Below are 25,575 nucleotides of genomic sequence, written 5' to 3' on the forward strand. Positions count from 1 at the left end.
ACATAAATAATATGAAAAGAATATTTTATCCCATTCTCTTGTTGGCTCTTATAGCATGCAAAGAGACAAAACAAACTTCCGAAACAGCAACAACAGCTCCTTCCATCGCTAAGGTACAAACAGATACTACTGCTACGCAAGTGGATGGAATTACATCAGCCACCTCAAAACCCAATCAAGTATCTTTCAACGGAACTATCGTACTATCTCCCCAACGCCAGGCCACCGTAGCCCTTACCATGGGAGGAGTAGTAAGAAACACTTCACTTTTACCGGGACAACAGGTGCAGAAAGGTACCCTGCTGGCAACCCTTGAGAATCCGGACTTCATCATGTTGCAACAGACCTACCTTGACAGTCATGCCCAAACAGAATATTTGCAAGCGGAATATGAACGCCAAAAGTCACTCTCAGCCGAACAGGCCGCTTCGCAAAAAAAGTTTCAACAAAGCAAAGCAGACTACTTATCAATGAAAAGCAAACTGGAAGCTACAGCTGCACAACTTTCCTTATTAGGTATTACCCCTGAAGAATTATTGAAAAGTGGTATACAGCCTCTGTTGCAGGTGAAAGCTCCTATAAGCGGCTATATCAGCGATGTAACCATGAATATAGGCAAATACATTCAACCCGGAGAAGCGCTTTGTGAGGTCATTGACAAATCATCTCCCCTACTCTGCCTGACAACTTATGAAAAAGACCTGGCAGATATGAAGGTAGGCAGCCCCGTCCAATTCCGGGTAAACGGCATGGGCAAAACAGTATTTAAAGCTACCTTGGTCTCAATCGGGCAGAAAGTAGATGAAACGAGTCGTTCACTCGAAGTATACGCCCGGATTGACAGCACCGCTCCACAGTTCCGTCCCGGCATGTATGTAACAGCAAGAATACAGAAATAATCCGGTAGATTATCTTATCTTTGTTCCCATGAAAAGAATCAGAGCTCTATATAACGATAAATACCTTCTGTCCACGGTTATCATTTCAATGGCTGTGGCGGTACTTATCCACTTCCCCGAATCCGTCTCCCTCTTTGACGGGTTTGAGAGCCATACCCTTTTCCCGGGCATGAAATTTGCAGATGTAGCCAACGAGATTATCTTCACTTTCCTCTCACTATTGGCCCTGTTCGCTGTCAACACAAGATTGTTTCATTTCAATCAGACCTCGATGAAAATCACGTGGCAAAAGATTGTTCTCTCTTTTGTACTGACCTGGATATTGAGTAACCTATTGGGACAATGTTTTGTCTATCTGCACAAAACATTCGATATTCCCGCAATCGATGCCATGGTACACCACTACCTGCACCCATTACGCGATTTTATCATGTCATGCCTTGTCACCAGCAGTTGTTACATCATCTACCTGATCCGCCGTCAACAACAAGTAATCATTGAAAATGAACAATTGCAGGCAGAGAACATACGCAACCAGTTCGAAGTATTGAAAAACCAGCTGAATCCACATATGCTATTCAATTCGCTCAACACGCTGCGTTCACTCGTCCGTGAAAATCAGGACCGGGCACAAGATTACATTCAAGAATTGTCACGCGTATTACGCTATACATTGCAAGGCAACGAATCTCAATCTGTCACCTTACGTGAAGAAATGGATTTTGTATCGGCCTACATCTTTCTTTTAAAAATGCGCTTTGAAGATAATCTGCAATTCGAAATTGACATAGAATGTAACCTTGAAGACTATTTTCTACCACCTATGTCGATACAGATGTTAATTGAAAACGCTGTAAAACACAATGAAATCAGTAACCGTCGTCCGCTCACCATCACAATCGTCACCGATCCGGAGGGCAGCCTCTCTGTAAGTAACCCTATCCAACCTAAACTGACAGCAGCCACCGGTACCGGCATCGGACTGGCTAACCTCGACAAACGTTACCATCTCTTGTTCCGGCAGGAAATACAAATCACAGAAGATAGTAACTTTACCGTTCGTATACCCCTCATCCGGAAATACCCATGAAAACAATTATCATTGAAGACGAAAAAGCAGCAATACGGAATCTGACTTCACTCCTCACCGAAGTCTGTCCGCAAATAGAAATGGTGACGGAACTCGACAGCATTGCCGGCACCATCGAATGGTTTGCCAGCCACCCTATGCCTGAATTGATATTTATGGATATCCATCTGGCGGACGGTTCGGCATTTGAGATATTCGAACACATCCACATCACATGTCCCATTATTTTCACGACTGCCTACGACGAATATGCTTTACGGGCCTTCAAAGTCAACAGTATCGATTATCTGCTGAAACCCATCGGACGAAAAGATGTAGAACAGGCACTGGAAAAGTTATCTCTCTTCAGTTCCAACACATCCGGACCCGCTGGCCTGGAAACAGACGAACTGTTGAAACTGATACGTTCATTAAAAAAACAAGAAAGCTATAAAACCCATTTCCTGATTCCAGTGAAAGGGGATAAACTACTCCCGGTTTCGGTCGATATGATCATGTTGTTCTATATCAAAGACTGCCAGGTGAAAGCTGTCCTGACAGATAATACGGAATACTCCTTTCCACAGACTCTTGATGAGTTGACGGAATGTCTGGATCCGGCACTCTTTTTCCGCGCAAACCGACAATACCTGCTTTCACGAGAAGCTATCAAGGATATAGACCTCTGGTTCAACAGCCGCCTCTCCATCAATCTACGTCATCCGGTTGCGGGGGAAAAGATTCTGGTGAGCAAGGCACGTGTAGCCGAGTTTAAAGAGTGGTTCTGTGTTAAATAATTAAGGAATAAAAAACAAATATTAATGCAAGCTTGCAGGATACCCCTGCAAGCCGTATCTTTGTAACCCTAATTCTAAATACTCAAATATGGCTTTCACCAACAACGTAATGATTGTACGCCACAAGTTGCTGGCAAAACTGGTAAATCTCTGGAAAGAGAACAAACTGACTAATGAAATTGACAGACTTCCCATTGAACTGAGCCCACGCCGTTCACGCCCGCTCGGACGCTGCTGCATCCACAAAGAGCGTGCAGTGTACAAATACAAGCTGTTCCCGTTGTTGGGCTTCGACATGACAGATGAAGCAGATGAACTCACTCCGCTTTCAGAGTATGCCCGTCACGCCCTGGAGCGTAAAAACGAACAAAAAGAAAACATACTCTGTGTCATCGACGAGGCGTGTTCATCCTGTGTACAGGTCAATTACGAGATAACCAACCTCTGTCGTGGTTGTGTGGCTCGCAGTTGCTACATGAACTGTCCTAAAGACGCTATCCGCTTCCGGAAAAACGGACAGGCAAAGATCGACCATGACGCCTGTATCAGTTGTGGAAAATGCCATCAAAGTTGCCCGTACCACGCCATCGTATTCATTCCGGTACCTTGCGAAGAAGCCTGCCCTGTGAAAGCCATCAGCAAAGACGAAAACGGTATCGAACACATTGACGAAAACAAATGCATCTACTGTGGCAAATGCCTCAACGCTTGTCCTTTCGGGGCTATCTTCGAAATCTCACAAGCCTTTGATGTGCTCGAAGGTATCCGCCGTGGTGAAAAAATGGTTGCGATTCCCGCTCCTTCCATTCTCGGACAATTCAACACATCGATCGAGGCAGTATACGGTGCACTCCGCCAAATGGGATTTGCCGATGTGGTCGAAGTGGCTCAAGGAGCCATGGATACCGTAAGCCACGAAGCTGCCGAACTGAAAGAAAAGCTGGAAGAGGGACAACCATTCATGACAACCTCTTGCTGCCCATCCTACATCGAACTGGTAAACAAGCATATACCGGGAATGAAGCCTTATGTTTCTTCTACCGGATCACCGATGTATTATGCCGCCCGTATCGCCAAAGAACGCCATCCGGACGCAAAAATCGTATTCATCGGCCCATGCGTAGCCAAACGTAAAGAAGCCCGTCGCGACGAATGTGTAGACTATATACTCACTTTTGAGGAAATGGCTTCCATCTTCGAAGGATTGGATATCCAGCTTGAACAGACACAACCGTTCTCTGTACTCTACACTTCAGTGCGCGAAGCACACGGCTTCGCACAAGCCGGAGGCGTGATGGGAGCGATTCAGGCATATCTGGGCGAAGAGGCAAAGAGATTCTCTGCCATCCAGGTTTCAGACCTGAATAAGAAAAACATAGGTTTACTGCGTGCTGCTGCCAAAACAGGCAAAGCGCAAGGACAATTCATCGAAGTCATGGCTTGCGAAGGCGGATGTATCAGTGGCCCCAGCGCCCATAATGACGCTGTCGGCGGACGCCGGCAGTTGAACCAGGAACTGATAAAACGCCGCGAATCATATGAAGAGACTCATAGATAAATTAAAGGGGGAACACACCCTCACCAACGAAGAGTTTGCACACCTGCTATCGCATTATGATGACGAAACTCTGGCATACATCAACCTGCAGGCACGCGAAGTGGCCAACGCACACTTTGGAAAAGGGGTCTACATACGCGGACTCATTGAAATAAGTAATTACTGCCGGAACAATTGCAAATACTGTGGTATCCGGAAGGATAATTGGCAAGCCGACCGATACCGCCTCAGCAAAGAAATGATTCTGGATTGCTGCGAACACGGCTACAAGCTCGGTTTTCGCTCATTCGTTCTTCAGGGAGGAGAAGATCCGAAACGATCTGATTACGACATGGAGGAGATCATCGCGGAAATCCGCCGGCGCTATCCGGAGTGTGCCATTACATTATCCATCGGCGAGAAACCACCGAAAGCCTACGAACGCTATTTCATGAAAGGAGCCAACCGCTACCTGTTACGTCACGAAACAATCGACAGGGGACATTACTATTGTCTGCACCCTTACGAAATGTCCAACGAGAGGCGTATCAAATGCCTCCACGAGCTGAAACGAATCGGTTATCAGACAGGAACAGGTATCATGGTGGGCAGCCCTCTTCAAACTGTAGAATACTTGATAGAAGATATCCGCTTTATTGAAAGTTTTCATCCGGAAATGATTGGCATCGGCCCCTTCATTCCCCATCAGCGAACTCCATTTTGTGACGAAAAGCCGGGCAGCGTGGAACTGACCCTGTTACTGCTTTCCATCTTCAGGCTGATGCACCCCCAGGCGCTGATCCCTTCGACAACGGCATTGGCAAGCTTGGCACCGGATGGAAGAGTACGTGGCATCCTTGCCGGAGCCAATGTGGTCATGCCCAATCTGTCACCCATTATTGTGAGAAATAAATATGACCTGTACGACCAGAAAGTAGCTTTCGGTGCCGAAGCTGCCGAAGGACTTGCCTTGCTGGAAAAGCAACTGGCAGATGTCGGATACCACATCGACTACAGCAGGGGAGACTATAACGACTAATCAATAAATGATATGTATAAAGTAGATTCACCTGATGCCACCGACTTCATAGACCATCAGGAAATAATTGAAACTCTGGAGTATGCCCGTGCGCACCGAAATGACCGGAAACTGATTCGGGAACTGATAGAGAAAGCCCGCACTTGCAAAGGACTCACCCACCGGGAAGCTGCCATATTGCTGGAATGTGTTGAAGAGGACCTGACTGAAGAAATATTTCGTCTTGCCAAAGAAATCAAACAAAAATTCTACGGCAACCGCATCGTAATGTTTGCTCCGCTTTACCTATCCAATTATTGTGTCAACGGTTGTGTATATTGTCCGTATCATCTCAAAAACAAAACTATCGCCCGCAAAAAACTGACTCAGGAAGAAATACGCCGGGAAGTGATTGCCCTGCAAGATATGGGACACAAACGTCTGGCACTTGAAGCCGGCGAAGACCCGGTGCGTAACTCCATCGACTACATATTGGAATCTATCCGCACCATCTACAGCATTCATCATAAAAACGGAGCTATCCGCCGGGTGAACGTAAATATCGCCGCCACAACAGTGGAAAATTACCGCAAACTGAAGGAGGCGGGTATCGGCACCTATATCCTCTTTCAGGAGACATATCATAAAGAGAACTATGAACAGTTGCACCCCACAGGCCCCAAAAGCAACTATGCCTACCACACCGAAGCCATGGACCGTGCCATGCAAGGGGGAATTGACGATGTGGGAATGGGAGTCCTGTTCGGACTGAATACATATCGTTACGATTTTGTAGGCCTGCTGATGCACGCCGAACATCTGGAAGCTGTCTATGGTGTGGGACCACATACCATCAGCGTTCCACGTATCTGTTCGGCAGACGACATCGATGCCGGAGACTTCGAGAATGCTATTTCCGATGAAATCTTCCGGAAAATAGTAGCGGTCATTCGCATCAGCGTCCCCTATACCGGCATGATCATCTCTACACGCGAATCACAAAAAACCCGTGAAAAAGTACTCGATCTGGGCATTTCACAGATAAGCGGAGGCTCACGGACCAGCGTAGGTGGATATGCCGAAACGGAAACTCCGGAGGAAAATTCTGCGCAGTTCGATGTCAGCGATACCCGTACACTGGACGAAGTAGTTAACTGGCTTCTGAAACTCGGATATATTCCCAGCTTCTGTACAGCCTGCTATCGTGCGGGACGCACAGGTGACCGGTTTATGTCACTTGTCAAATCGGGGCAAATAGCCAATTGCTGTTCACCCAATGCGCTGATGACCTTACAGGAGTATCTGGAAGATTATGCTTCGGAAGAAACGAAAGTCCGCGGAGCGGCCATGATAAAACAAGAAATGCAACACATCCCCAATCCCAAAATCCGGGAAAGGGCCTTGGAAAACCTGAAGCAAATAGCAGCGGGAGAAAGGGATTTCAGATTTTGAAAACAACTCCGCTCTCCAACCGCCTGCATATTGCCCTGTTTGGTAAGCGAAACAGTGGCAAGTCGTCATTGATCAATGCACTGACCAATCAAAATGCTGCTTTGGTATCGAATATCGCCGGTACCACTACCGACCCTGTATACCAACCGATGGAGATACACGGCATCGGCCCGTGTGTATTCATCGACACGGCCGGATTCGATGACAACAGTGAACTGGGGTCCCTGCGTATCGAACGGACTGTGCAAGCAGTGGACAAAACCGACATTGCACTGATGGTTTGTTGTGATACGGAGTTATCCGAAGAGAAGCGATGGATAGAACTGCTGAAAGAAAAAGGCATCCCCTATCTACTGATACTGAACAAAGCCGATCTGTCAGAAAACCCGGAAGAAACAGCCAACGAACTGGAACGGCAGACAGGAGAACGTCCTCTGATTGTCAGCGCCAAAGAGAAAACAGGCATGGACTCTATCTGCAGGTCCATCCTCCAAAAACTACCGGAACTCGGCGGACAGCCGGATATTATGGGCGATCTGGTTAACAAAGGCGATGTAGTTCTACTCGTCATGCCACAAGATATTCAAGCTCCCAAAGGACGGCTCATCCTGCCACAGGTACAGACGCTACGCGAATTGCTCGACAAGAAGTGCATCACCCTGAGTTGCACTACCGACCAGTTAGACAGTGCCCTGAATGTTTTGTCAGCCCCTCCTGCACTGATCATCACCGATTCACAAATCTTTAGGACCGTATACGAGAAAAAGCCGCCACAAAGCCGGCTGACCTCCTTTTCGGTATTATTCGCCCGGTACAAGGGAGACATTGACTACTATACCGAAGGAGCGTATATCATAGACCAACTGACGGAAAGCTCCCGTGTCCTGATAGCCGAAGCCTGTACCCATGCTCCCCTGTCCGAAGACATCGGCAGAGTGAAACTTCCGCGAATGTTGCGCAAACGGATCGGAGAGCAACTGCATATCGATATTGTTTCCGGAAATGATTTCCCTAAGGACCTGAATTGTTACGACCTGATTATCCATTGTGGAGCATGTATGTTCAACCGCAAACATGTTCTGAACCGGATAGCCAAAGCTAAAACGCAAGGTGTCCCGATGACTAACTATGGGGTAGTTATCGCATATATCAATGGTATTTTAGAACAGATAGATAAATAGGCTATCCCCAATACCCTAATAGTATTAGCTCAGAAAAAAGGTTATTGCAATGTTACAGATGCAAAGTTACTACAAAAAAGTGAAATGCGGAAAGATATAGTGATAGAATTGAGTTACAAGGGTTTTAGTTAAAGTGGCGATAATTCGTGAAGCCATTACAATCCTTGCCGAAGCCAAATCTTGACGCCGCAACGTTACTTGTTCGTAACCATGTCCGAAAATGCGACAAACGGGTACGAATGGCGAAACAAGACACTATGTTATAGTGAGTTACCCACAACTCACGTAACAAATACGGTTACGGAAAAAAGATTGCGCCGTTCCTCCCCGTTTTGCGTACCGACACCGGACTCTTCACCAACTAATTTTGAAATCCAAAAATTAAGAACGATGAAGAGTACATTTTCAGTAATCTACTACCTCAAGCGTCAGGTAGTGAAAAAGGACGGGACGGTTCCCGTCATGGGACGCATCACGGTGGACGGCAGCCAGACGCAGTTCAGTTGCAAGTTGAGTGTCGATCCGAAGCTGTGGGACACCAAAGGGGGACGTGTCACGGGCAGAAGCGCGGCGGCACTCGAAACGAACCGTATGCTTGACAAGATGCGGGTGCGCATCAACAGACACTATCAGGAAATCATGGAGCGTGACAACTTCGTCACGGCGGAGAAGGTAAAGAACGCCTTTCTCGGACTGGAACACCGCTACCACACGCTGATGCAGGTGTTCCGTCGGCACAACGAGAACTATGAGAAACAGGTGGAAGCAGGCATGAAAGCAAAAGGTACACTGGAAAAGTACCGTGTCGTTTACAAGCACCTGCAAGAGTTCCTCGACATCCGCTACCATGTGAAGGACATCGCCCTAAAAGAGCTTACTCCCGCTTTCATCTCCGACTTCGAGATGTTCCTGCGCACGGACAAGCACTGCTGCACCAATACCGTGTGGCTGTACGTCTGCCCGCTACGGACAATGGTGTTCATAGCCATCAACAACGAGTGGCTGACACGCGACCCGTTCCGCGAGTATGAAATCAAGAAGGAGGAAACGACACGCAGTTTCCTGACCAAAGACGAAATACGCCTGCTGATGGAGGGGAAACTGAAAAACGCCAAACAGGAACTGTACCGCGACCTCTACCTGTTCTGTGCGTTCACCGGATTGTCGTTCGCGGATATGCGCAACCTCACGGAAGAGAATATCCGTACCTATTTCGACGAACACGAGTGGATAAACATCAACCGCAAGAAAACGGGCGTGGTGTCCAACATCCGCCTGCTTGACATCGCCAACCGCATAATCGGCAAATACCGTGGGCTATGCGAGAACGGCAGGATATTCCCCGTTCCGCATTATAACACGTGCCTTGCCGGTATCCGTGCCGTCGCCAAGCGTTGCGGCATCACCAAGCATATCACGTGGCATCAAAGCCGCCACACGGCAGCCACGACAGTTTTCCTTTCCAACGGCGTACCCATCGAAACGGTCAGCTCCATGCTTGGACACAAGAGCATAAAGACGACGCAGATTTACGCGAAGATAACCAAAGAAAAACTCAATCAGGATATGGAAAACCTTGCCGCAAGGTTAAACAACGTCGAGGAATTTGCAGGTTGCACCATCTAAAAAAGAGGAGCCATGAAACGTGACATAATCATCATAGAGGACAAGGCGGTCAGCGTAACCGGTAACGATGTGTGGATGACCGCCACCGAAATAGCCGGACTGTTCCATACGACCGTCCCGGCAGTGAACGCCGTCATCAAAGCCGTCCGCAAGTCTGACGTGCTGAACGACTACAAGGTGTGCCGCTACATGCAGCTTGAAAACGGGCTGTACGCGGACGTGTACGCGCCTGAAATCATTATTCTGATTGCTTTTCGGCTGAACACCTACAACACCTACCTGTTCCGCATGTGGCTGGTAGGAAAGGTTCTCTCACAAGAGAAGCGGCAAACATACGTGATGTTTATACAGAACGGAAAAACTGCGTACTGTTGAAGATATCAAATGAAAATTATACGAAAGAATTTCTATATGGATCCTTATCTAAATAGCCATATCATATCTCAAAAAATATAGAGGTAATAATATGGCTATTATTTAATTCTTTTGATTTGTCGTTATGCAACGAATTCCGTTCATAAAATGTTTTAATATATATTTGTCAAATGAATGGAGATTAGGTATTTTTTGTTCAAGGTATTCAATTCCTATCGTGTTAAATTCCTGTATAACGATTGTAATCTCTTTAGAATCGTCTTCAAGATTTATAAGACCTGCATTTTGTATCTTTTTACTAATCATCCTCGGTAATCCGTATTCTTCAAGTTGAAATACAATTTTAGGTAAAAAGGCATTTGATGCTTTATATACAAAATTGGCGATATTTGAGGAATTAGGATAAAGTTCTTGACGTATAATATTAATTACCGCAATAATAGATGAGAGATTAAAGGATACATATCTTTCAAATGTAAATATATCCTCATATGTAATACCATAATCTTTTACTGTGTTATATAGCTCTTTTATAGTCATTTTCCATCCATTACTACATGCACATGCATAATACCGTAAATGTCCTTTTCGATGATATTCCAAAATTTCTATGATATCTCCTAAAGCATCCCTCCATTCCCATGTATTATTGTTTTGTAAAGCATCGCAATTTGTTGGCCAATTGGAATCAGTTTTCAATTTTTCCGCAATTATCTTTAACATTGATGGTTTACAACTTCTGATTTGTGGTATTCTTTCAATTCTATGCCAAATATCCGTTCCAAGAAGTTCTATCATTTCATCTTGATATCGTTGAATTTTTACATATTGTTCATTATTCAATTTTATACCGGGGTCATTTCCATCAAGTTTTTTTACTACATCATCAGGAAACTCTAATCTCAATTTAGTATTTTCTTGACTTGGTGGCTCTTCAAGCATATAGACACGACCTACAAAATAACGAAACATTCTGCCTGCGCGTCCAATGATGTTGCGAAAGGTAAAATAATCAATCTTATGAGCCCCGTTCTTATTTGACCATAAAACGACACTCTCTGCTTGAGTATTTACTCCTTCAATTATAGACGAGGTCGATACCAAATAATCTAACCCATTCTGTTCTTCAAATAGTTTTATTTGAATTTGACTAAGAGAACGATGTAGCTGACCATTATGAATACCAATACCATGTTTGACTAAATCTTTAAGAATATACTTTTCTCCATAATTGCATTCCAGCCAATCAGAAAAATTAGCAAGCAGTTCAGAGTCTTTATTATATAAATTTCTGTTAAGAATTGTTGTTACTTCTTCAATTCCCTTATATGTGCCGGTATATATCAAAGCTTTACCTATACCTGTATTTATTAATTCAATAAGTTTACGTGTCTTAAAACTCTGTTTATCTTCATTCTTTGGTCTGCTTTTATATAACCGCCATGCATGCGTTACAACGGTCTTAAAATCCATACGCAGAAATGTCATCCCTTCAGTGAATACATTTTCTTCTATTTCATGGATATTTGGGGCAAGATAATATCTTTGTTTAGCTTTCTTTCCGAGTTCTACCATTGAACTGAGTAAAGTGGAGCTTCTTTCAAGATCAAAATTTGTACTTGCCTTATAAAACTCATCAACGATTAGAATATCAATTGAAGGAAGTTTATCTATATAGGCAAAAGCTCTTTCTTGCGGAAATACCAATATGTTTTTCTCCGCAAGTTCTACATCTGTTGTTGTAATTATTTTATATTGATGAGAGAATTTTCGGCAAATTCGTCTTCTTGTTTCATCTGCAAGAGCAACCGTAGGTACTAATATTACAACATTAATTGGTTGTTTAATCGCAATAAATGCATCAATAACAAAACTTTTACCAAAACTTGTAGGAGCACTCACCGCAACGCTTTTCCCTTCTAATAACTTCTTTAATACCTGTGATTGAGCAGTATGTAAGACACAAGGTTTTCTTTCTCCAATATTAACTTTAAAAACTTCACATACAAACCGATCTTCCCAAGATGCAGTATATGTATCAATATACGGTAAAAGCCCCACTTCACGAATAAGATGGTTGACTAATTCCATATATGAATTATTGTTAGTACCATTAATCTCATGAAGTAATGTAATTACTTTGGATCTTGCATTACTTATATCACCAGCATTTAGAACATTACTTATATCTAAACATGTATTATATATATCATTCGTCTGCATCATTTTTGAGATTTTTTGCTTGTGAAATAAACCAGTTTACTATTTTTGTTTTATCAGGAACAGGAAAAAGAATCAAATGAAAGTTTATTTCCGAATACTTATGAACAGAACTAAGCTTGTTGATCTGCTTCTTAAAAAACGAATGAGCACGATCTCTATGAAAAGAAATAATACTATTTTTATACTCATCACTCATTTCAGTAGTACTTGCTGTTATCTGGCATTCATGTAATAAAAGAATAGGTATATGTAGTTTGGGTTTTATTTCGTCAATGGAAGTATTCTCATCGAAACATTCTTTTATCTTTTTAAGTAATGTTTGGTTTTCAATTTGTTTATCAAGTTCATTGAGATTGGTCATTATTCCGCATTCCTTTTTCATAATAGGTTTGCGCAACATTTGTTCAACAGAATTTATTGGTTCGTATAATCGCGCATCCTCAAGAGAATTATAAAATTTAGCTTCTCCTAACCAAAGTTGAAAGCCTCCATTTGGGTCAATTACAATGTGTACAGAATCAGAGCCCTTTGCATTATCATTATCATTCTGTTTATAAAAAATTTTAGGTATTGCAGATAAGGCTTTATAATGGTTCTTCATTATGCCATATAGAATAATTTCCGCTATTTCACTTCCCTTTCCATTCTGCTCTTTGTCAACAAGTCGTAAATGTTTGGCAGCCTCAATAAGCCTACCGTAATCATTATCTATTAATTTCTCTCGTTCTTGTGCAGACAAAGCTGTTTCTGCAATATTACTGAAAACAAATTCTTTGAATTGACGATATCTCCAACTGCCATCTTCAAAGCCATTAGCAACTGATAATAACCTGTCATTATGATCTGGATTTATTTCTTGCTTTTTTGTATTAAAATTAACAAAACAATCATCAACTAATATATCAAAATTCCAAATTTTATTGCTCATACACTTTATTTACATGCTTAAAAATGGTGAAACATCTATATTCCTTTAGATACTATTTTTTTGTATGACAAATAAGTTCATGAACATCAACATCAAGCAAATTTGCAATACGAACAAATGTGTACAAATCAGGTTGAGAATGATTATTACACCATTTAGATACTGTTGCAGGATCTTTCTGTAATTGTTTTGCCAACCATTTGCTCATAACTCCTTTTTCTGATAGTACATTTTTAATGTTGTTTAAAATTGCCATTACAATTAATTTTTAGATTGCGTTAAATGCAAAGTTACAACTTTTTATTAACTATATGAATTTCTAACGATAGAAATTGGTTGGATCAATCAAAAAACTGGTTTTAAGGTCATTAAAACACCCAAGTATATAAAAAGTAAACGGGCAGCACCACAAAATGTCGCCCGTTTCCTTTTTCATGTTGGCCGCCTCACTCCAGCGGCTTGCGGTAGTTCGCTTCCAGCACCTCGCGCAGCCCCGTTTCCGGGTAAAGCACCTTCCCTCCCAAAAGTATGAAGGACAACACGCGGTTGTTGCGGTATTCCTGCAAGGTGCGTCGGCTGACACGGAGCAGTTCCGCCACCTCACCGTCAGTCAGGTAACGTTCCCCGTCCAGCGGAGGGCGGTAACTTTCCAGAAATACAGACAGCCATTTCGAGCCTTTGCGCATATCCTGCATCACAGAGGCTATCGGCTCGTCTTCCATCGTAAAAACATCGTTGGTCTCGTTCATCATAACTTCGGATTCAGTGGGTGAATAAATCAAATCATCTGCCGTGCGAATAGAGCGTGCCGATAAGCGGTATCAACCTCTTAACCTCCTCCGGCTTGTAATAGAACCTGCGGTTTATCTGCGAGTAGCCGATAAGCCGCCTGTCGCGCAGCGTCTGCAACGTGCGCGGGCTTATTCTCAACTGCCCGCAGACCTCCTCGCCCGTGAGCCATCTTTCCATGCGCCCCGTGTCGCTTTTGCGCCTTAGGGCGGCGACCTTCTCCGAGAGTGCGCCGAATGCCGCCACCATCATCTCGAAAGTCTTTTTCTCGATAGATACTATTTCCATATTCATGCAATTATCGGTTTGCCCGCAAAGGTAACGATGCAGCCCTTAACACGTACCGTTTTCCGCTGAAAGGCTGCCTGTTGCACCGTTTGACCGGGTTACGGAGCCATCTTCCGTAAAAATCTTACGTGAGTCACGTAGTGAGTTGTTAAAGCCCCTTTTGTTTATTGCCGAATTTTGTCGCAGAAACATAGAGCAAGCCGAGTGTAGAGCGTCAAACTTGCTTGAACGGTATGCCGAGGCGCAGCCTATGTTCATGAAAATAAACAAAAATAAAGGACTGAATATGAAAGTGATAACGATGGAAAGTTCTGCCTTCCGGTCATTGACGGAACAGATAGCGGAGATTGCGGCACACGTCCGTGCCGCCTCCGGCGACAAGAAAGCGGCATCGCCCGACAGGTTGCTCACCACACGCGAGGCGGCGCACCTGCTTAACGTGAGTACCCGCACCCTCCAGCGTATGCGCAGCGAGCAACGCATCGGTTATGTCGTGCTTCGCGGTAAATGCCGCTACCGGCAGTCGGAAATAGACCGCCTGCTTGAAGCGTGTGCCGTCAACGAGGACGCGGCGACACCGCAGGAATTGAAACGCAACCACACGCTGCGCACTGGCGGCAAACCAAAAGGAAGGAGGACATAGGTCATGGAACTGCTCACACGAAACAACTTCGAGGGCTGGATGCAGAAGCTGATGGAACGGCTCGACCGTCAGGACGAACTGCTGCTGGCGATGAAGGCTGAGGGGAAACAGCCTACTATCACGGAAAGCATCCGCCTTTTCGACAATCAGGATTTGTGCATGCTGCTCCAGATAAGCAAGCGCACACTGCAACGCTACCGCAGTGTCGGCGCATTGCCCTACAAGACACTGGGCAAGAAAACCTATTACAGCGAGGAGGATGTGCTGACATTCCTTTCCAACCATATCAAGGACTTCAAAAAAGAAGATATAGCCTTCTACAAGGCTCGTATCCATAATTTCTTTCATAAATAACCCATTAAAACATTTTTCAAATGGCAAAGAAAAAAGACGAAAAGGACGTGCTGGTAGTCCGTGACGAGAAGACGGGCGAGATCAGCGTGGTAGCCGGGCTGAATGCAGACGACACACCCAAGCGTACCCCTGCGAAAGCTGAGAACGCGCAGAGTTTCCTGCAATTCGACCGACACGGCGACGTGCTGGACAACTTCTTCAAGAACTTCTTCCGGCAGTGCAAGGAACCCAGCCGCTTCGGTTTCTACCGCATCGCGGCAGACCAAGTGGATTCCATGCTTGGCGTGATGAAAGACCTGCTTCAGCATCCGTACCAGAACAAACAAATCCTTGCACCGCACAAAATCGACACCTTCCCTTATCAACAGCAGGTGCAGGAAGAGATGGCGGCACAAAAGACAGAGAAACAAGAACCTCAAAAACAGGAAAACATGGAACAACAGAAAGAACAGCAGGAAAGCCCGCAACAGACGCAGGGCAGACAGGGCTACCAACCCATCAACGAGAGCAAAATCAACTGGCAGGAGCTGGAGGACAGATGGGGCGTGAAGCGTGACGACCTTGAAAAGTCCGGAGACCTTACGAAGATGCTCCACTACGGCAAGTCCGACTTGGTAAAGGTCAAGCCCACCTTCGGCGGCGAATCATTCGAGCTGGACGCCCGCCTCTCCTTCAAGAAGGACGGCGAGGGAAATGTCAGCCTCGTGCCGCACTTCATCCGCAAGGAGCAGAAGTTAGATGAGTACAAGGAACACAAATTCTCCGACGATGACCGGAAGAACCTGCGCGAAACGGGCAACCTCGGCAGGGTCGTGGACATTGTGGACAGGGAAACGGGCGAAATCATCCCCTCCTACATCAGCATCGACCGCAAGACGAATGAAATCACGGACATTCCGGCAAACAAGGTGCGCATCCCGGAGCGCATCGGCAAGACGGAAATCACCAAACAGGAGCAGGACATGCTCCGCGCCGGACTGCCCGTGCGCGACAAGCTCATCGAGCGCAACGACGGCAGGAAGTTCGTCACCACCCTTCAAGTGAACGTGGAGCAGCGCGGCGTGGAGTTCGTGCCGGGAACCGGAAGGTCGCCCCGTACCGCACAGACGCAGGAAGCCAAAGGTGACACCTCGAAAAGTCAGGCGCAAGGCGGGGAAAATGCCGCACAGACCAAGAAGGAGCAACGCCGCAACACGTGGATGAACGAGGACGGCAGCATCCGCCCCATCAGCAAATGGAGCGGCGTGAACTTCACCGACAAGCAGAAAGCCGACTACGTGGCGGGTAAAGCCGTGAAACTGGAGAACGTGACCGACAAGCAGGGCTTCCATGCCACGATGTATATCAAGTTCAACCCGGAGAAGGGCCGCCCGTACCGCTACGAAACGAACCCCGACAACGCCCAGCAGGTCGCCCCGTCCAACGAGAGCCGCACACAGGTGGCGGTGAACAACGAGGGCAAAACCAACGAGGCGACAAAGAACCTGAAAGAGCCTTTGCAGAAAGGTCAGACCGCCCCAAAGGACGACCGCCAGCAACAGCAGCAGGAGAAGCCGAAAAAGAAGAACAACAAAGGCATGAAAATGTAATCCCGTGTCCGCCACTGAATCCAAAATAAAATCCAAAGTATCAACAAAAAAGCAAGAAAACATGAAGACAATCATTGCAGAAAAGCCCTCCGTGGCACGTGAAATCGCCCGCATCGTGGGCGCGACAAAGAGAGAGGAAGGATATTTCGAAGGAGGCGGCTATGCCGTGACATGGGCATTCGGACACCTCGTTCAGCTTGCCATGCCCGACGGCTACGGCGTGCGCGGATTTGTCCGTGACAACCTCCCGATTATTCCCGACACATTCACGCTCGTCCCCCGTCAGGTCAGGACGGAGAAAGGTTACAAGCCCGACAGCGGCGTGGTGTCGCAGATAAAAGTCATCAAAAGACTGTTCGACACAAGCGAACAAATCATCGTGGCGACCGATGCCGGACGCGAGGGAGAGCTTATCTTCCGCTACCTCTACCACTATACGGGTTGCACCACTCCTTTCGTGCGTCTGTGGATCAGCTCGCTCACCGACAAGGCTATCCGTGAGGGACTGCGCAACCTCGAAGACGGCAGCAGGTACGACAACCTATACCTCGCCGCCAAAGCGCGGAGCGAATCCGACTGGCTCGTGGGCATCAACGGCACTCAGGCGTTATCCATAGCCGCCGGACATGGCACGTATTCGGTGGGGCGTGTGCAGACACCCACGCTGGCGATGGTGTGTGAACGCTATTGGGAGAACCGCCGTTTTACGTCCGAAGCATTCTGGCAGCTCCATATCGCAACAGACGGTTGCGACGGCGAGGTCGTGAAACTCTCATCCTCCGAGAAATGGAAGTCGAAAGAACCGGCAACGGAGCTATATAATAAGGTAAAGGCGGCAGGCAGCGCAACGGTAACGAAAGCAGAGCGTAAGGAGAAGACGGAGGAAACTCCCTTGCTGTACGACCTGACCACGCTCCAAAAAGAAGCCAACGCCAAGCACGGCTTCACGGCGGAACAGACGCTTGAAATCGCGCAGAAGCTCTACGAGAAGAAGTTGATAACCTATCCGAGAACGGGAAGCCGCTACATCCCCGAAGACGTGTTCGCTGAAATCCCCAAGCTACTCGCCTTTATCGGCACGCAGCCCGAATGGAAAGACAAGGTGCGGGCAAAAGCCATCCCGACACGCCGTAGCGTGGATGACGGCAAGGTAACAGACCACCATGCCCTGCTCGTCACGGGAGAGAAACCGCTCTTCCTCTCCAAAGAGGACAGCACCATTTATCAGATGATTGCCGGACGAATGATAGAGGCATTCTCCGAAAAATGCGTCAAGGACGTGACTGCTGTCACGGCAGAATGTGCCGGAGTGGAGTTCACCGTGAAAGGCAGTGTCGTGAAGCAAGCCGGATGGCGTGCCGTCTATGGCGAGGAAAAGGAGGAAACTACCATCCCCGGCTGGCAGGATGGCGACACGCTCACGCTGAAAGCCACCTCCATCACCGAAGGAAAGACCAAACCCAAGCCGCTGCATACCGAAGCCACCCTGCTCTCGGCAATGGAAACAGCGGGCAAGGAAATTGAGGACGACGCGCTGCGGCAGGCGATGAAGGACTGCGGCATCGGCACTCCCGCCACACGAGCGTCCATCATCGAAACGCTTTTCAAGCGCGGTTACATGGAACGCTGCAAGAAGTCGCTTGTTCCCACCGAAAAGGGACTCGCCCTCAATTCCGTGGTGAAGACGATGCGCATCGCCGATGTAGCCATGACGGGCGAATGGGAAAAGGAACTGGCACGTATCGAGCGCGGGGAACTGCCCGCCGACACTTTCCGCAAGGAGATAGAGGCGTACACACGGGAAATCACCTCCGAACTGCTCTCGTGCGACAAGCTCTTCGGCAGCCGTGATTCCGGCTGCGCGTGTCCCAAGTGCGGCACGGGCAGGATGCGGTTCTACGGCAAGGTGGTACGTTGCGACAACACGGAGTGCGGACTGCCCGTGTTCCGGCAGAAAGCGGGACGCACCCTGTCCGACGACGAAATCAAAGACCTGCTCACCGACGGGCACACCAAGCCGCTCAAAGGCTTCAAGAGCAAGCAGGGCAAGAACTTCGATGCCATAGTCGCCTTTGACGGGGAATATAACACGACGTTCGTGTTCCCGGAAAAGAAATGCAAGTCTTCCTATCCGAAAAAAAGGAAATAATCACTAACTTTTGATAAGTTAGGCTGCATCTCAACAATAGAAACAAACAAGTTTTTTTCGTATTGTCTTCGATTTGCACTAACTTTGCCACTTGTTCAGAGTAATGAATTGTTCTTCGATACCGGATTACACTCATACTTTGGATTTAGTGGTGGCACTCGGAGGGATACCGAGTGCCTTTTTCTTCCTTTTTCCAATCAATTATCCCGTTAAATATCAATCCACTAAACTCCAAAGTAATGAACAACAAGAAGAAAAACGAGGGTCAGACCGACTTTTCCTATTACGGTCTGTACCTGCTGGACTACCTCCGCACGAACAAGTTTGAACAGGCGACTGACACCGCTTTCATACGGGAACGGGCCGACCGTGCCGCCGAAACGTATGAAAAGGCGCGGCTCGAAGGCTATCCCGCCGATGGCGCGCAAGAGCAGGCGATGGACACGCTGCTGCGCGGGCTGCGCTATTCCCGGTACGCCATTCTCCGTGAAGTCGTGGAGAGCGAGTTTTTCGACGAAGTGCCGGAAGAGAAACAAGAAGCCTTTATTCTGAAACTCATGCCGCTTGTCGGCAACGTGTTCTCCGTCTATGACCTTTCGGACGACAACTTCGCCCTGTCTTCCGATTACGACCTGCTCTACACGGAGCTGACGGGGGCAACCGTCCTTTACATCGGGGAATATGGCGTTTAACCGCAAACAGAAACTGCGGGACAACATCGAGGCGATACGGACGGCATTCATCCTTGACAGGGAAAACAGGACAGCGACAACCGAAGAGCGTGCCATACTTCAAAGGTACTGCGGTTTCGGCGGTCTGAAATGTATCCTCAACCCTGCAAAGGAACTGACGGATGCCGTCCGGTGGGCGAAATCCGACCTCGAACTGTTCGCCCCGACAGTGGAGTTGCACAGGCTTATCCGTGAGAACAGCAAGGACGAAACAGAGTACAAGCGGTTTGTGGATTCGCTGAAAGCGTCCGTGCTGACCGCTTTCTACACCCCCAAAGAGATAACCGACACCATCGCGGACGTGCTGGCAGATTACAGCGTCCGCCCCGCCCGTATGCTCGAACCGTCGGCGGGGGTTGGCGTGTTCGTGGATTCCATGCTGCGGCACAACCCCAATGCGGATGTGATGGCTTTCGAGAAGGATCTGCTCACGGGTACAATCCTGAGGCATCTCTATCCCGGCAAGAAAACGCGCACCTGCGGTTTTGAGAAAATCGAAAGACCGTTCAACAATTATTTCGACTTGGCGGTGTCCAACATTCCGTTCGGAGACATAGCCGTGTTCGACCCTGAGTTTCAGCGGAGCGACTCATTCGGCAGACGCTCCGCCCAGAAAGCCATCCACAACTATTTCTTTCTCAAAGGACTGGATGCCGTGCGTGACGGCGGTATCGTGGCGTTCATCACCTCGCAAGGGGTATTGAACAGCACCAAGACCTCCGTGCGTAACGAGCTGTTCAGTAAGGCTGATCTGGTATCCGCGATACGCCTGCCCAACAACCTGTTCACGGACAACGCGGGGACAGAAGTGGGCAGTGACCTGATTGTCCTGCAAAAGAACCTCAGCAAGAAGGAAATGTCGCAGGACGAGCGGCTGATGACCGTAATACAGACGGACACGAAAACCGACCTGACCGACAACGCCTATTTCATCCACCACCCGGAACGCATCGTGCATACGACGGCGAAACTTGACACCGACCCATACGGGAAGCCCGCTATGGTCTATCTGCACGAGGGCAAGGCAGCAGGCATCGCCGGGGATTTGCACCGTATGCTCGACGAGGATTTCCATTACAGGCTCGCCATGCGTCTGTATTCGGGTTCAATCCGGCAGTCGGGAACGGAAGAAAAAGTTACCGTTCAAAAGGAGGTGGAGCGTACTGCCATAAAGATGGAAACAACATCTTCGATGCAGGCGGTGGAAACTCCGACGGAGAAACCGCAACCCACAGAGGAAAAGCCGGAGATAGAGCCACGTCCGAAATATTCTGACGGTGTGCAGCTATCCTTGCTCGATCTCTGGGGGATGACGGAAGAAGTCAGCCAACAACCGAAAACCGCCAAAAAGAAAAAGGAGGCGAAAAAGGAAAGCTCGGCAAGGCGCGTTCTACCCAAGCCACAGGTGCATGTCACACAAAATGTTACGGCTGTGCCGACGGCTACCACCCCTAAGACTGTAACAGAGAACAAGGAGGCTAAAACGGAGAACACCGCCAAGCCTGCCGACCCGGACGACATCTATGCCACGTTGGACTGGGATACCAATCCTCCCATCAACGGCTTCTACGAGATGATGATGGATTTGACGCCGGAACGCAGGAAGGAACTTCGGGAACTGGCAAGGCAGCATAACGAGAAACAAGCGGCGGCGGAAAAGATGGAAGTGAAAGCCGTGCCGGACACTCCCCGTGAGCAACCACGGCAGGAGGAAACACAGCCGGAAGCAGTCACCGCACCTGCCGTTACAGATACCCCACCGGAAGCGGTGGCGACCTCCCTTTTCCCCGACATCGAAGCGGAGAAGCCGAAGGAAGAAGTCGTGGACCTTTCGCCGCGTGCCTACCACCGCACGCCGGAGATGCACCTGCGCGAAGGGTCGCTGGTGGCTGACAGGGGGCGTCATAACATCGGCTACCTGAAGGACATCACGCCATACGGGGCGACATTCCAGCCGCTCGACCTGAAAGGCTACCAGAAGGAGAAGGCGTTACAGTATGTTTTACTCCGTGACGCCTACGAGCGGCTGTACCGCTATGAATCGAACCTGCATGAAGCAAATGTCCCGTGGCGAGAGCATCTAAACACCTGTTACGATGAGTTTGTCATGCGCTACGGCAACCTCAACGCCAAGCAGAACGTGAAGTTAGTGATGATGGACGCGAGCGGGCGTGACATCCTTTCGCTGGAACGGGCGGAGAACGGGAAGTTTGTCAAGGCGGACATCTTCGAGCGTCCCGTTTCCTTCTCCGTGGAGAGCCATGCCAACGTCGGCTCACCCGAAGAAGCACTGTCCGCGTCGCTCAACAAGTTCGGCACTGTCGATCTCGACTATATGCGGGAGATAACCGACAGTACGGCGGAGGATTTGCTCACAGCCCTGCAAGGGCGCATCTATTACAATCCGCTCGTAACCGGTTACGAGATTAAGGACCGCTTTATTGCCGGAAACGTGATAGAGAAAGCGGAACGCATAGAGGCTTGGATGGGCGAAAACCCCGAAAGTGAACGTATGCCGGAGGTGAAGCAGGCGTTGGAGGCTCTGAAAGATGCCGAACCGCCGCGCATCGCTTTTGAAGACCTTGATTTCAATTTCGGGGAACGCTGGATTCCGACGGGTGTCTATGCCGCCTACATGAGCCGGCTGTTCGACACGGAGGTGAAAATCGCCTACTCTGCAAGCATGGACGAGTTTTCGGTGGCGTGCGGCTACCGCACCATGAAAATCACGGACGAGTTTCTGGTGAAGGGGTATTACCGTAACTATGACGGCATGCACCTTCTGAAACACGCCCTGCACAACACCTGTCCCGACATGATGAAGTCCATCGGCAGGGACGAGCATGGCAACGACATCAAGGTGCGCGACAGCGAGGGAATACAGCTCGCCAACGCCAAGATTGACGAGATACGAAACGGCTTCTCCGAATGGCTCGAAGAGCAGTCGCCACAGTTCAAGGAGCGGCTGACGACGATGTATAACCGCAAGTTCAACTGTTTCGTGCGCCCGAAGTATGACGGCTCGCATCAGACTTTTCCCGACCTCAATCTGAAAGGGCTGGCAAGCCGGGGCATCAGGAGCGTCTATCCCTCGCAGATGGATTGCGTCTGGATGCTGAAACAGAACGGCGGCGGAATTTGTGACCACGAGGTTGGAACCGGCAAGACGCTGATAATGTGCATCGCCGCGCATGAAATGAAGCGTCTGAACTTGGCGCACAAGCCGATGATTATCGGGCTGAAAGCCAATGTTGCGGAGATTGCCGCCACCTATCAAGCGGCATATCCCAACGCGAGGATTCTGTACGCTTCGGAGAAAGACTTTTCGACCGCCAACCGCGTGCGTTTCTTCAACAACATCAAGAACAACGACTACGATTGTGTCATTATGTCGCACGACCAGTTCGGCAAGATACCGCAGTCGCCGGAGTTGCAGCAGCGCATCCTGCAAGCGGAGCTTGACACGGTGGAGGAAAACCTCGAAGTGCTGCGCCAGCAGGGAAAGAACGTATCGCGGGCGATGCTGAAAGGTCTGGAGAAGCGCAAGCATAACCTTGAAGCGAAATTGGAGAAGGTGGAACACGCCATAAAGTCACGCACGGACGACGTGGTGGACTTCAAGCAGATGGGCATCGACCACATTTTCATTGATGAATCGCACCAGTTCAAGAATCTGACTTTCAACACGCGCCACGACCGTGTGGCGGGATTGGGGAACAGCGAGGGAAGCCAGAAGGCACTGAACATGCTCTTTGCTATCCGCACCATACAGGAGCGCACGGGCAAGGACTTGGGGGCGACCTTCCTCTCCGGCACGACTATCAGCAACTCGCTGACTGAGCTGTACCTGCTGTTCAAGTACCTGCGCCCGAAGGAGCTGGAACGGCAGGACATTCGATGTTTTGATGCGTGGTCGGCGATATTTGCCAAGAAGACAACGGATTTTGAGTTCAACGTGACGAACAACGTGGTGCAGAAGGAGCGTTTCCGCTACTTCATCAAAGTGCCGGAGCTTGCCGCCTTCTATAATGAAATCACGGACTACCGCACGGCGGAGGATGTGGGCGTGGACCGTCCCAACAAAAACGAGATACTGCACCACATACCGCCCACGCCGGAGCAGGAGGACTTCATACAGAAGCTGATGCAATTCGCCAAGACGGGCGACGCCACCCTGTTGGGCAGACTGCCGCTTTCGGAAACGGAGGAAAAGGCGAAGATGCTTATCGCCACGGACTATGCCCGGAAGATGGCACTCGACATGCGCATGATAGACCCGCATTACGAAGACCACCCCGACAACAAGGCGAGCCACTGTGCCAAAATAATCGCGGAGTATTATCAAAAATACGACGCGCAGAAAGGCACGCAGTTCGTTTTCTCTGACTTGGGGACTTACCAGCCGGGCGATGGGTGGAACGTCTATTCGGAAATCAAGCGCAAACTGACGGAGGACTACGGCATACCGCCAAGCGAGGTGCGCTTCATTCAGGAGTGCAAGACCGACAAGGCTCGGAAGGCGGTGATAGATGCCATGAACGCCGGGACGGTGCGTGTGCTGTTCGGCTCCACCTCCATGCTCGGAACGGGTGTGAACGCACAGAAACGGTGTGTGGCAATTCATCATCTTGATACGCCGTGGCGACCGTCCGACCTGCAACAGCGTGACGGACGGGGAGTTAGAGCAGGCAACGAGATAGCCAAGCATTTCGCCGGGAACAACGTGGACGTAATAATCTACGCGGTGGAAAAATCACTGGACAGTTACAAGTTCAACCTCCTGCACTGCAAGCAGACTTTCATCAGCCAGCTTAAAAGCGGTGCTATGGAAGCGCGTACCATCGACGAGGGGGCAATGGACGAGAAATCGGGCATGAACTTCTCGGAATATATGGCGTTGCTATCCGGCAACACCGACCTGCTGGACAAGGCGAAACTGGAAAAACGTATCGCCTCGCTCGAAGGGGAACGCAAGTCGTTCAACAAGGGCAAGCGTGATTCGGAGTTCAAGCTGGAATCGAAGACCCGCGAGCTGGGCAACAACACAGCTTTCATAGATGCCATGACGGAGGACTGGAACCGCTTCCTCTCTGTGGTGCAGACCGACAAGGAGGGCAATCACCTTAATATAATAAAGGTGGACGGAGTGGATTCCGCCGATGAGAAAGTCATCGGAAAGCGTTTGCAGGAGATAGCCAAGAATGCCACGACCGGAGGGTTGTACACGCAGGTTGGAGAGTTTTACGGTTTCCCGATAAAGGTGGTCAGCGAAAGGATACTCAAAGAGGGATTGGAGTTTACCGACAACCGCTTCGTGGTCGAGGGGAACTACAAGTACACCTACAACAACGGGCATCTGGCGCTGGCTGACCCGTTGGCCGCCGCCCGCAACTTCCTCAACGCGATTGAGAGAATCCCCTCCATCATCGACCAGTATAAAGCGAAGAATGAGGTCTTGGAACGTGAGATACCGCAGTTGCAGGAGATAGCAGGCAAGGTGTGGAAGAAGGAGGAAGAACTGAAACAGTTGAAGTCCGAACTTGCCGCCCTTGACCGCAAGATACAGCTGGAACTTGCGCCGCCTACACCCGAAATCACCGAAAAGGAGCATGAAGGGCAACAGGTCAAACCGGAAGCGAAAGGTGTGCGAAACGGTATCAGGCAATATCCCGAAGATACATCACCGCAAATACGCAATCCATCGGAAAGTATTATCGCCAATCACACCATAACTGGGCATCCGGGGCTGTATGCCAAGGAGGAAACCCGGTCCAAAGGATTGAAAATATAACCTTAGGAATTTTATCTGAAGTATTAATAAGGGCTATCCCAAAAGGTCTAAAAGTAAATTTTATCCTTTCTGCAAGTATCTGTAGGATGGCAACTGCATTTTTTTTCTTTTTGGGCAGCCCTTATTAAAATTTATT

20 protein-coding genes are annotated in these 25,575 nt (G+C 48.5%); 15 read left to right on the top strand and 5 right to left on the bottom strand.

Translation table 11 applies throughout. The features are described 5' to 3' along the window. Positions 1-11: 11 nt before the first annotated feature. The 9 genes from R3O62_RS00215 to R3O62_RS00255 all read left to right on the top strand — a co-directional run bounded on the left by R3O62_RS00215 (position 12) and on the right by R3O62_RS00255 (position 9,954). Positions 12-899 (top strand): efflux RND transporter periplasmic adaptor subunit, encoded by an 888-nt coding sequence (locus tag R3O62_RS00215; RefSeq protein ID WP_005808529.1) that lies wholly within the window; start codon positions 12-14, stop codon positions 897-899. A 28-nt stretch (positions 900-927) separates the two neighbouring features. Beyond that, a complete protein-coding gene (locus R3O62_RS00220) occupies positions 928-1,989 on the top strand; it encodes a sensor histidine kinase (RefSeq protein WP_005808531.1) in 1,062 nt (353 codons plus the stop codon). Next, on the top strand, positions 1,986-2,765 hold the full coding sequence (locus R3O62_RS00225; RefSeq protein WP_005781490.1) for a LytR/AlgR family response regulator transcription factor: 780 nt from the start codon (positions 1,986-1,988) through the stop codon (positions 2,763-2,765). The genes R3O62_RS00220 and R3O62_RS00225 overlap by 4 nt, the downstream gene beginning before the upstream one ends. Before the next feature lie 88 nt (positions 2,766-2,853). Continuing rightward, positions 2,854-4,323: a monomeric [FeFe] hydrogenase gene (locus R3O62_RS00230; protein ID WP_032529799.1), complete on the top strand. Its 1,470-nt coding sequence runs from the start codon at positions 2,854-2,856 to the stop codon at positions 4,321-4,323. After that, entirely contained in the window at positions 4,304-5,341 is a 1,038-nt protein-coding gene (hydE, locus tag R3O62_RS00235; protein ID WP_250710103.1) for a [FeFe] hydrogenase H-cluster radical SAM maturase HydE, read from the top strand. The genes R3O62_RS00230 and hydE overlap by 20 nt, the downstream gene beginning before the upstream one ends. A gap of 12 nt (positions 5,342-5,353) precedes the next feature. Next, on the top strand, positions 5,354-6,772 hold the full coding sequence (gene hydG / locus R3O62_RS00240) for a [FeFe] hydrogenase H-cluster radical SAM maturase HydG (protein WP_005781494.1): 1,419 nt from the start codon (positions 5,354-5,356) through the stop codon (positions 6,770-6,772). Continuing rightward, positions 6,769-7,953, top strand: coding sequence for a [FeFe] hydrogenase H-cluster maturation GTPase HydF (hydF, locus tag R3O62_RS00245; protein WP_188520918.1), 1,185 nt, complete (start codon positions 6,769-6,771; stop codon positions 7,951-7,953). Before hydG ends, hydF begins: the two co-directional genes overlap by 4 nt. A gap of 390 nt (positions 7,954-8,343) precedes the next feature. Then, positions 8,344-9,579 (top strand): site-specific integrase, encoded by a 1,236-nt coding sequence (locus R3O62_RS00250; RefSeq protein ID WP_002561011.1) that lies wholly within the window; start codon positions 8,344-8,346, stop codon positions 9,577-9,579. Between the two features lie 12 nt (positions 9,580-9,591). Then, complete coding sequence (locus tag R3O62_RS00255) at positions 9,592-9,954, top strand: hypothetical protein (RefSeq protein ID WP_002561010.1); 363 nt, start codon at positions 9,592-9,594, stop codon at positions 9,952-9,954. Between the two features lie 102 nt (positions 9,955-10,056). On the opposite strand, the gene R3O62_RS00260 is transcribed toward R3O62_RS00255, so the two are convergent. The 5 genes from R3O62_RS00260 to R3O62_RS00280 all read right to left on the bottom strand — a co-directional run bounded on the left by R3O62_RS00260 (position 10,057) and on the right by R3O62_RS00280 (position 14,188). Continuing rightward, positions 10,057-12,180, bottom strand: a complete 2,124-nt coding sequence (locus tag R3O62_RS00260; RefSeq protein ID WP_004355287.1) for a DEAD/DEAH box helicase — start codon at positions 12,178-12,180, stop codon at positions 10,057-10,059. After that, complete coding sequence (locus R3O62_RS00265) at positions 12,164-13,105, bottom strand: HamA C-terminal domain-containing protein (protein ID WP_002561007.1); 942 nt, start codon at positions 13,103-13,105, stop codon at positions 12,164-12,166. Before R3O62_RS00265 ends, R3O62_RS00260 begins: the two co-directional genes overlap by 17 nt. A gap of 52 nt (positions 13,106-13,157) precedes the next feature. Next, positions 13,158-13,361 (bottom strand): helix-turn-helix transcriptional regulator, encoded by a 204-nt coding sequence (locus R3O62_RS00270; protein ID WP_002561006.1) that lies wholly within the window; start codon positions 13,359-13,361, stop codon positions 13,158-13,160. Positions 13,362-13,551: 190 nt separating this feature from the next. After that, complete coding sequence (locus R3O62_RS00275) at positions 13,552-13,857, bottom strand: helix-turn-helix domain-containing protein (protein ID WP_002561005.1); 306 nt, start codon at positions 13,855-13,857, stop codon at positions 13,552-13,554. 31 nt (positions 13,858-13,888) lie between these two features. Beyond that, a complete protein-coding gene (locus R3O62_RS00280; protein WP_019131010.1) occupies positions 13,889-14,188 on the bottom strand; it encodes a helix-turn-helix domain-containing protein in 300 nt (99 codons plus the stop codon). 280 nt (positions 14,189-14,468) lie between these two features. On the opposite strand from R3O62_RS00280, the gene R3O62_RS00285 reads away from it, so the two are divergent. The 6 genes from R3O62_RS00285 to R3O62_RS00310 all read left to right on the top strand — a co-directional run bounded on the left by R3O62_RS00285 (position 14,469) and on the right by R3O62_RS00310 (position 25,439). Beyond that, complete coding sequence (locus tag R3O62_RS00285) at positions 14,469-14,825, top strand: helix-turn-helix domain-containing protein (protein WP_002561004.1); 357 nt, start codon at positions 14,469-14,471, stop codon at positions 14,823-14,825. A 3-nt stretch (positions 14,826-14,828) separates the two neighbouring features. After that, positions 14,829-15,179 carry a helix-turn-helix domain-containing protein gene (locus R3O62_RS00290; protein ID WP_004291454.1) on the top strand — a complete coding sequence of 117 codons (351 nt, stop codon included), beginning with the start codon at positions 14,829-14,831 and terminating at the stop codon, positions 15,177-15,179. A gap of 20 nt (positions 15,180-15,199) precedes the next feature. Further along, positions 15,200-16,768, top strand: coding sequence for a DUF3945 domain-containing protein (locus tag R3O62_RS00295; protein ID WP_002561002.1), 1,569 nt, complete (start codon positions 15,200-15,202; stop codon positions 16,766-16,768). Between the two features lie 61 nt (positions 16,769-16,829). Then, the gene (gene topB / locus R3O62_RS00300; RefSeq protein ID WP_002561001.1) at positions 16,830-18,917 is read left to right on the top strand and encodes a type IA DNA topoisomerase; all 2,088 of its coding nucleotides are present in this window, start codon (positions 16,830-16,832) and stop codon (positions 18,915-18,917) included. Positions 18,918-19,156: 239 nt separating this feature from the next. Continuing rightward, positions 19,157-19,609 (top strand): DUF1896 domain-containing protein, encoded by a 453-nt coding sequence (locus R3O62_RS00305; protein WP_002561000.1) that lies wholly within the window; start codon positions 19,157-19,159, stop codon positions 19,607-19,609. Beyond that, positions 19,599-25,439: an N-6 DNA methylase gene (locus R3O62_RS00310; protein ID WP_317472529.1), complete on the top strand. Its 5,841-nt coding sequence runs from the start codon at positions 19,599-19,601 to the stop codon at positions 25,437-25,439. The genes R3O62_RS00305 and R3O62_RS00310 overlap by 11 nt, the downstream gene beginning before the upstream one ends. The last annotated feature ends 136 nt before the right edge of the window (positions 25,440-25,575 follow it).

The sequence above is a fragment of the Bacteroides hominis genome, assembly GCF_033042785.2.
Taxonomy (GTDB): Bacteria; Bacteroidota; Bacteroidia; order Bacteroidales; family Bacteroidaceae; genus Bacteroides; species Bacteroides hominis.

Excerpts from the sequence above, each read along its gene's own strand:
- R3O62_RS00215 (WP_005808529.1), top strand. The coding sequence starts at position 12 with ATGAAAAGAATATTTTATCCCATTCTCTTGTTGGCTCTTATAGCATGC.
- R3O62_RS00220 (WP_005808531.1), top strand. The coding sequence starts at position 928 with ATGAAAAGAATCAGAGCTCTATATAACGATAAATACCTTCTGTCCACG.
- R3O62_RS00225 (WP_005781490.1), top strand. The coding sequence starts at position 1,986 with ATGAAAACAATTATCATTGAAGACGAAAAAGCAGCAATACGGAATCTG.
- R3O62_RS00230 (WP_032529799.1), top strand. The coding sequence starts at position 2,854 with ATGGCTTTCACCAACAACGTAATGATTGTACGCCACAAGTTGCTGGCA.
- hydE (WP_250710103.1), top strand. The coding sequence starts at position 4,304 with ATGAAGAGACTCATAGATAAATTAAAGGGGGAACACACCCTCACCAAC.
- hydG (WP_005781494.1), top strand. The coding sequence starts at position 5,354 with ATGTATAAAGTAGATTCACCTGATGCCACCGACTTCATAGACCATCAG.
- R3O62_RS00250 (WP_002561011.1), top strand. The coding sequence starts at position 8,344 with ATGAAGAGTACATTTTCAGTAATCTACTACCTCAAGCGTCAGGTAGTG.
- R3O62_RS00255 (WP_002561010.1), top strand. The coding sequence starts at position 9,592 with ATGAAACGTGACATAATCATCATAGAGGACAAGGCGGTCAGCGTAACC.
- R3O62_RS00260 (WP_004355287.1), bottom strand. The coding sequence starts at position 12,180 with ATGATGCAGACGAATGATATATATAATACATGTTTAGATATAAGTAAT.
- R3O62_RS00265 (WP_002561007.1), bottom strand. The coding sequence starts at position 13,105 with ATGAGCAATAAAATTTGGAATTTTGATATATTAGTTGATGATTGTTTT.
- R3O62_RS00270 (WP_002561006.1), bottom strand. The coding sequence starts at position 13,361 with ATGGCAATTTTAAACAACATTAAAAATGTACTATCAGAAAAAGGAGTT.
- R3O62_RS00275 (WP_002561005.1), bottom strand. The coding sequence starts at position 13,857 with ATGATGAACGAGACCAACGATGTTTTTACGATGGAAGACGAGCCGATA.
- R3O62_RS00280 (WP_019131010.1), bottom strand. The coding sequence starts at position 14,188 with ATGAATATGGAAATAGTATCTATCGAGAAAAAGACTTTCGAGATGATG.
- R3O62_RS00285 (WP_002561004.1), top strand. The coding sequence starts at position 14,469 with ATGAAAGTGATAACGATGGAAAGTTCTGCCTTCCGGTCATTGACGGAA.
- R3O62_RS00290 (WP_004291454.1), top strand. The coding sequence starts at position 14,829 with ATGGAACTGCTCACACGAAACAACTTCGAGGGCTGGATGCAGAAGCTG.
- R3O62_RS00295 (WP_002561002.1), top strand. The coding sequence starts at position 15,200 with ATGGCAAAGAAAAAAGACGAAAAGGACGTGCTGGTAGTCCGTGACGAG.
- topB (WP_002561001.1), top strand. The coding sequence starts at position 16,830 with ATGAAGACAATCATTGCAGAAAAGCCCTCCGTGGCACGTGAAATCGCC.
- R3O62_RS00305 (WP_002561000.1), top strand. The coding sequence starts at position 19,157 with ATGAACAACAAGAAGAAAAACGAGGGTCAGACCGACTTTTCCTATTAC.
- R3O62_RS00310 (WP_317472529.1), top strand. The coding sequence starts at position 19,599 with ATGGCGTTTAACCGCAAACAGAAACTGCGGGACAACATCGAGGCGATA.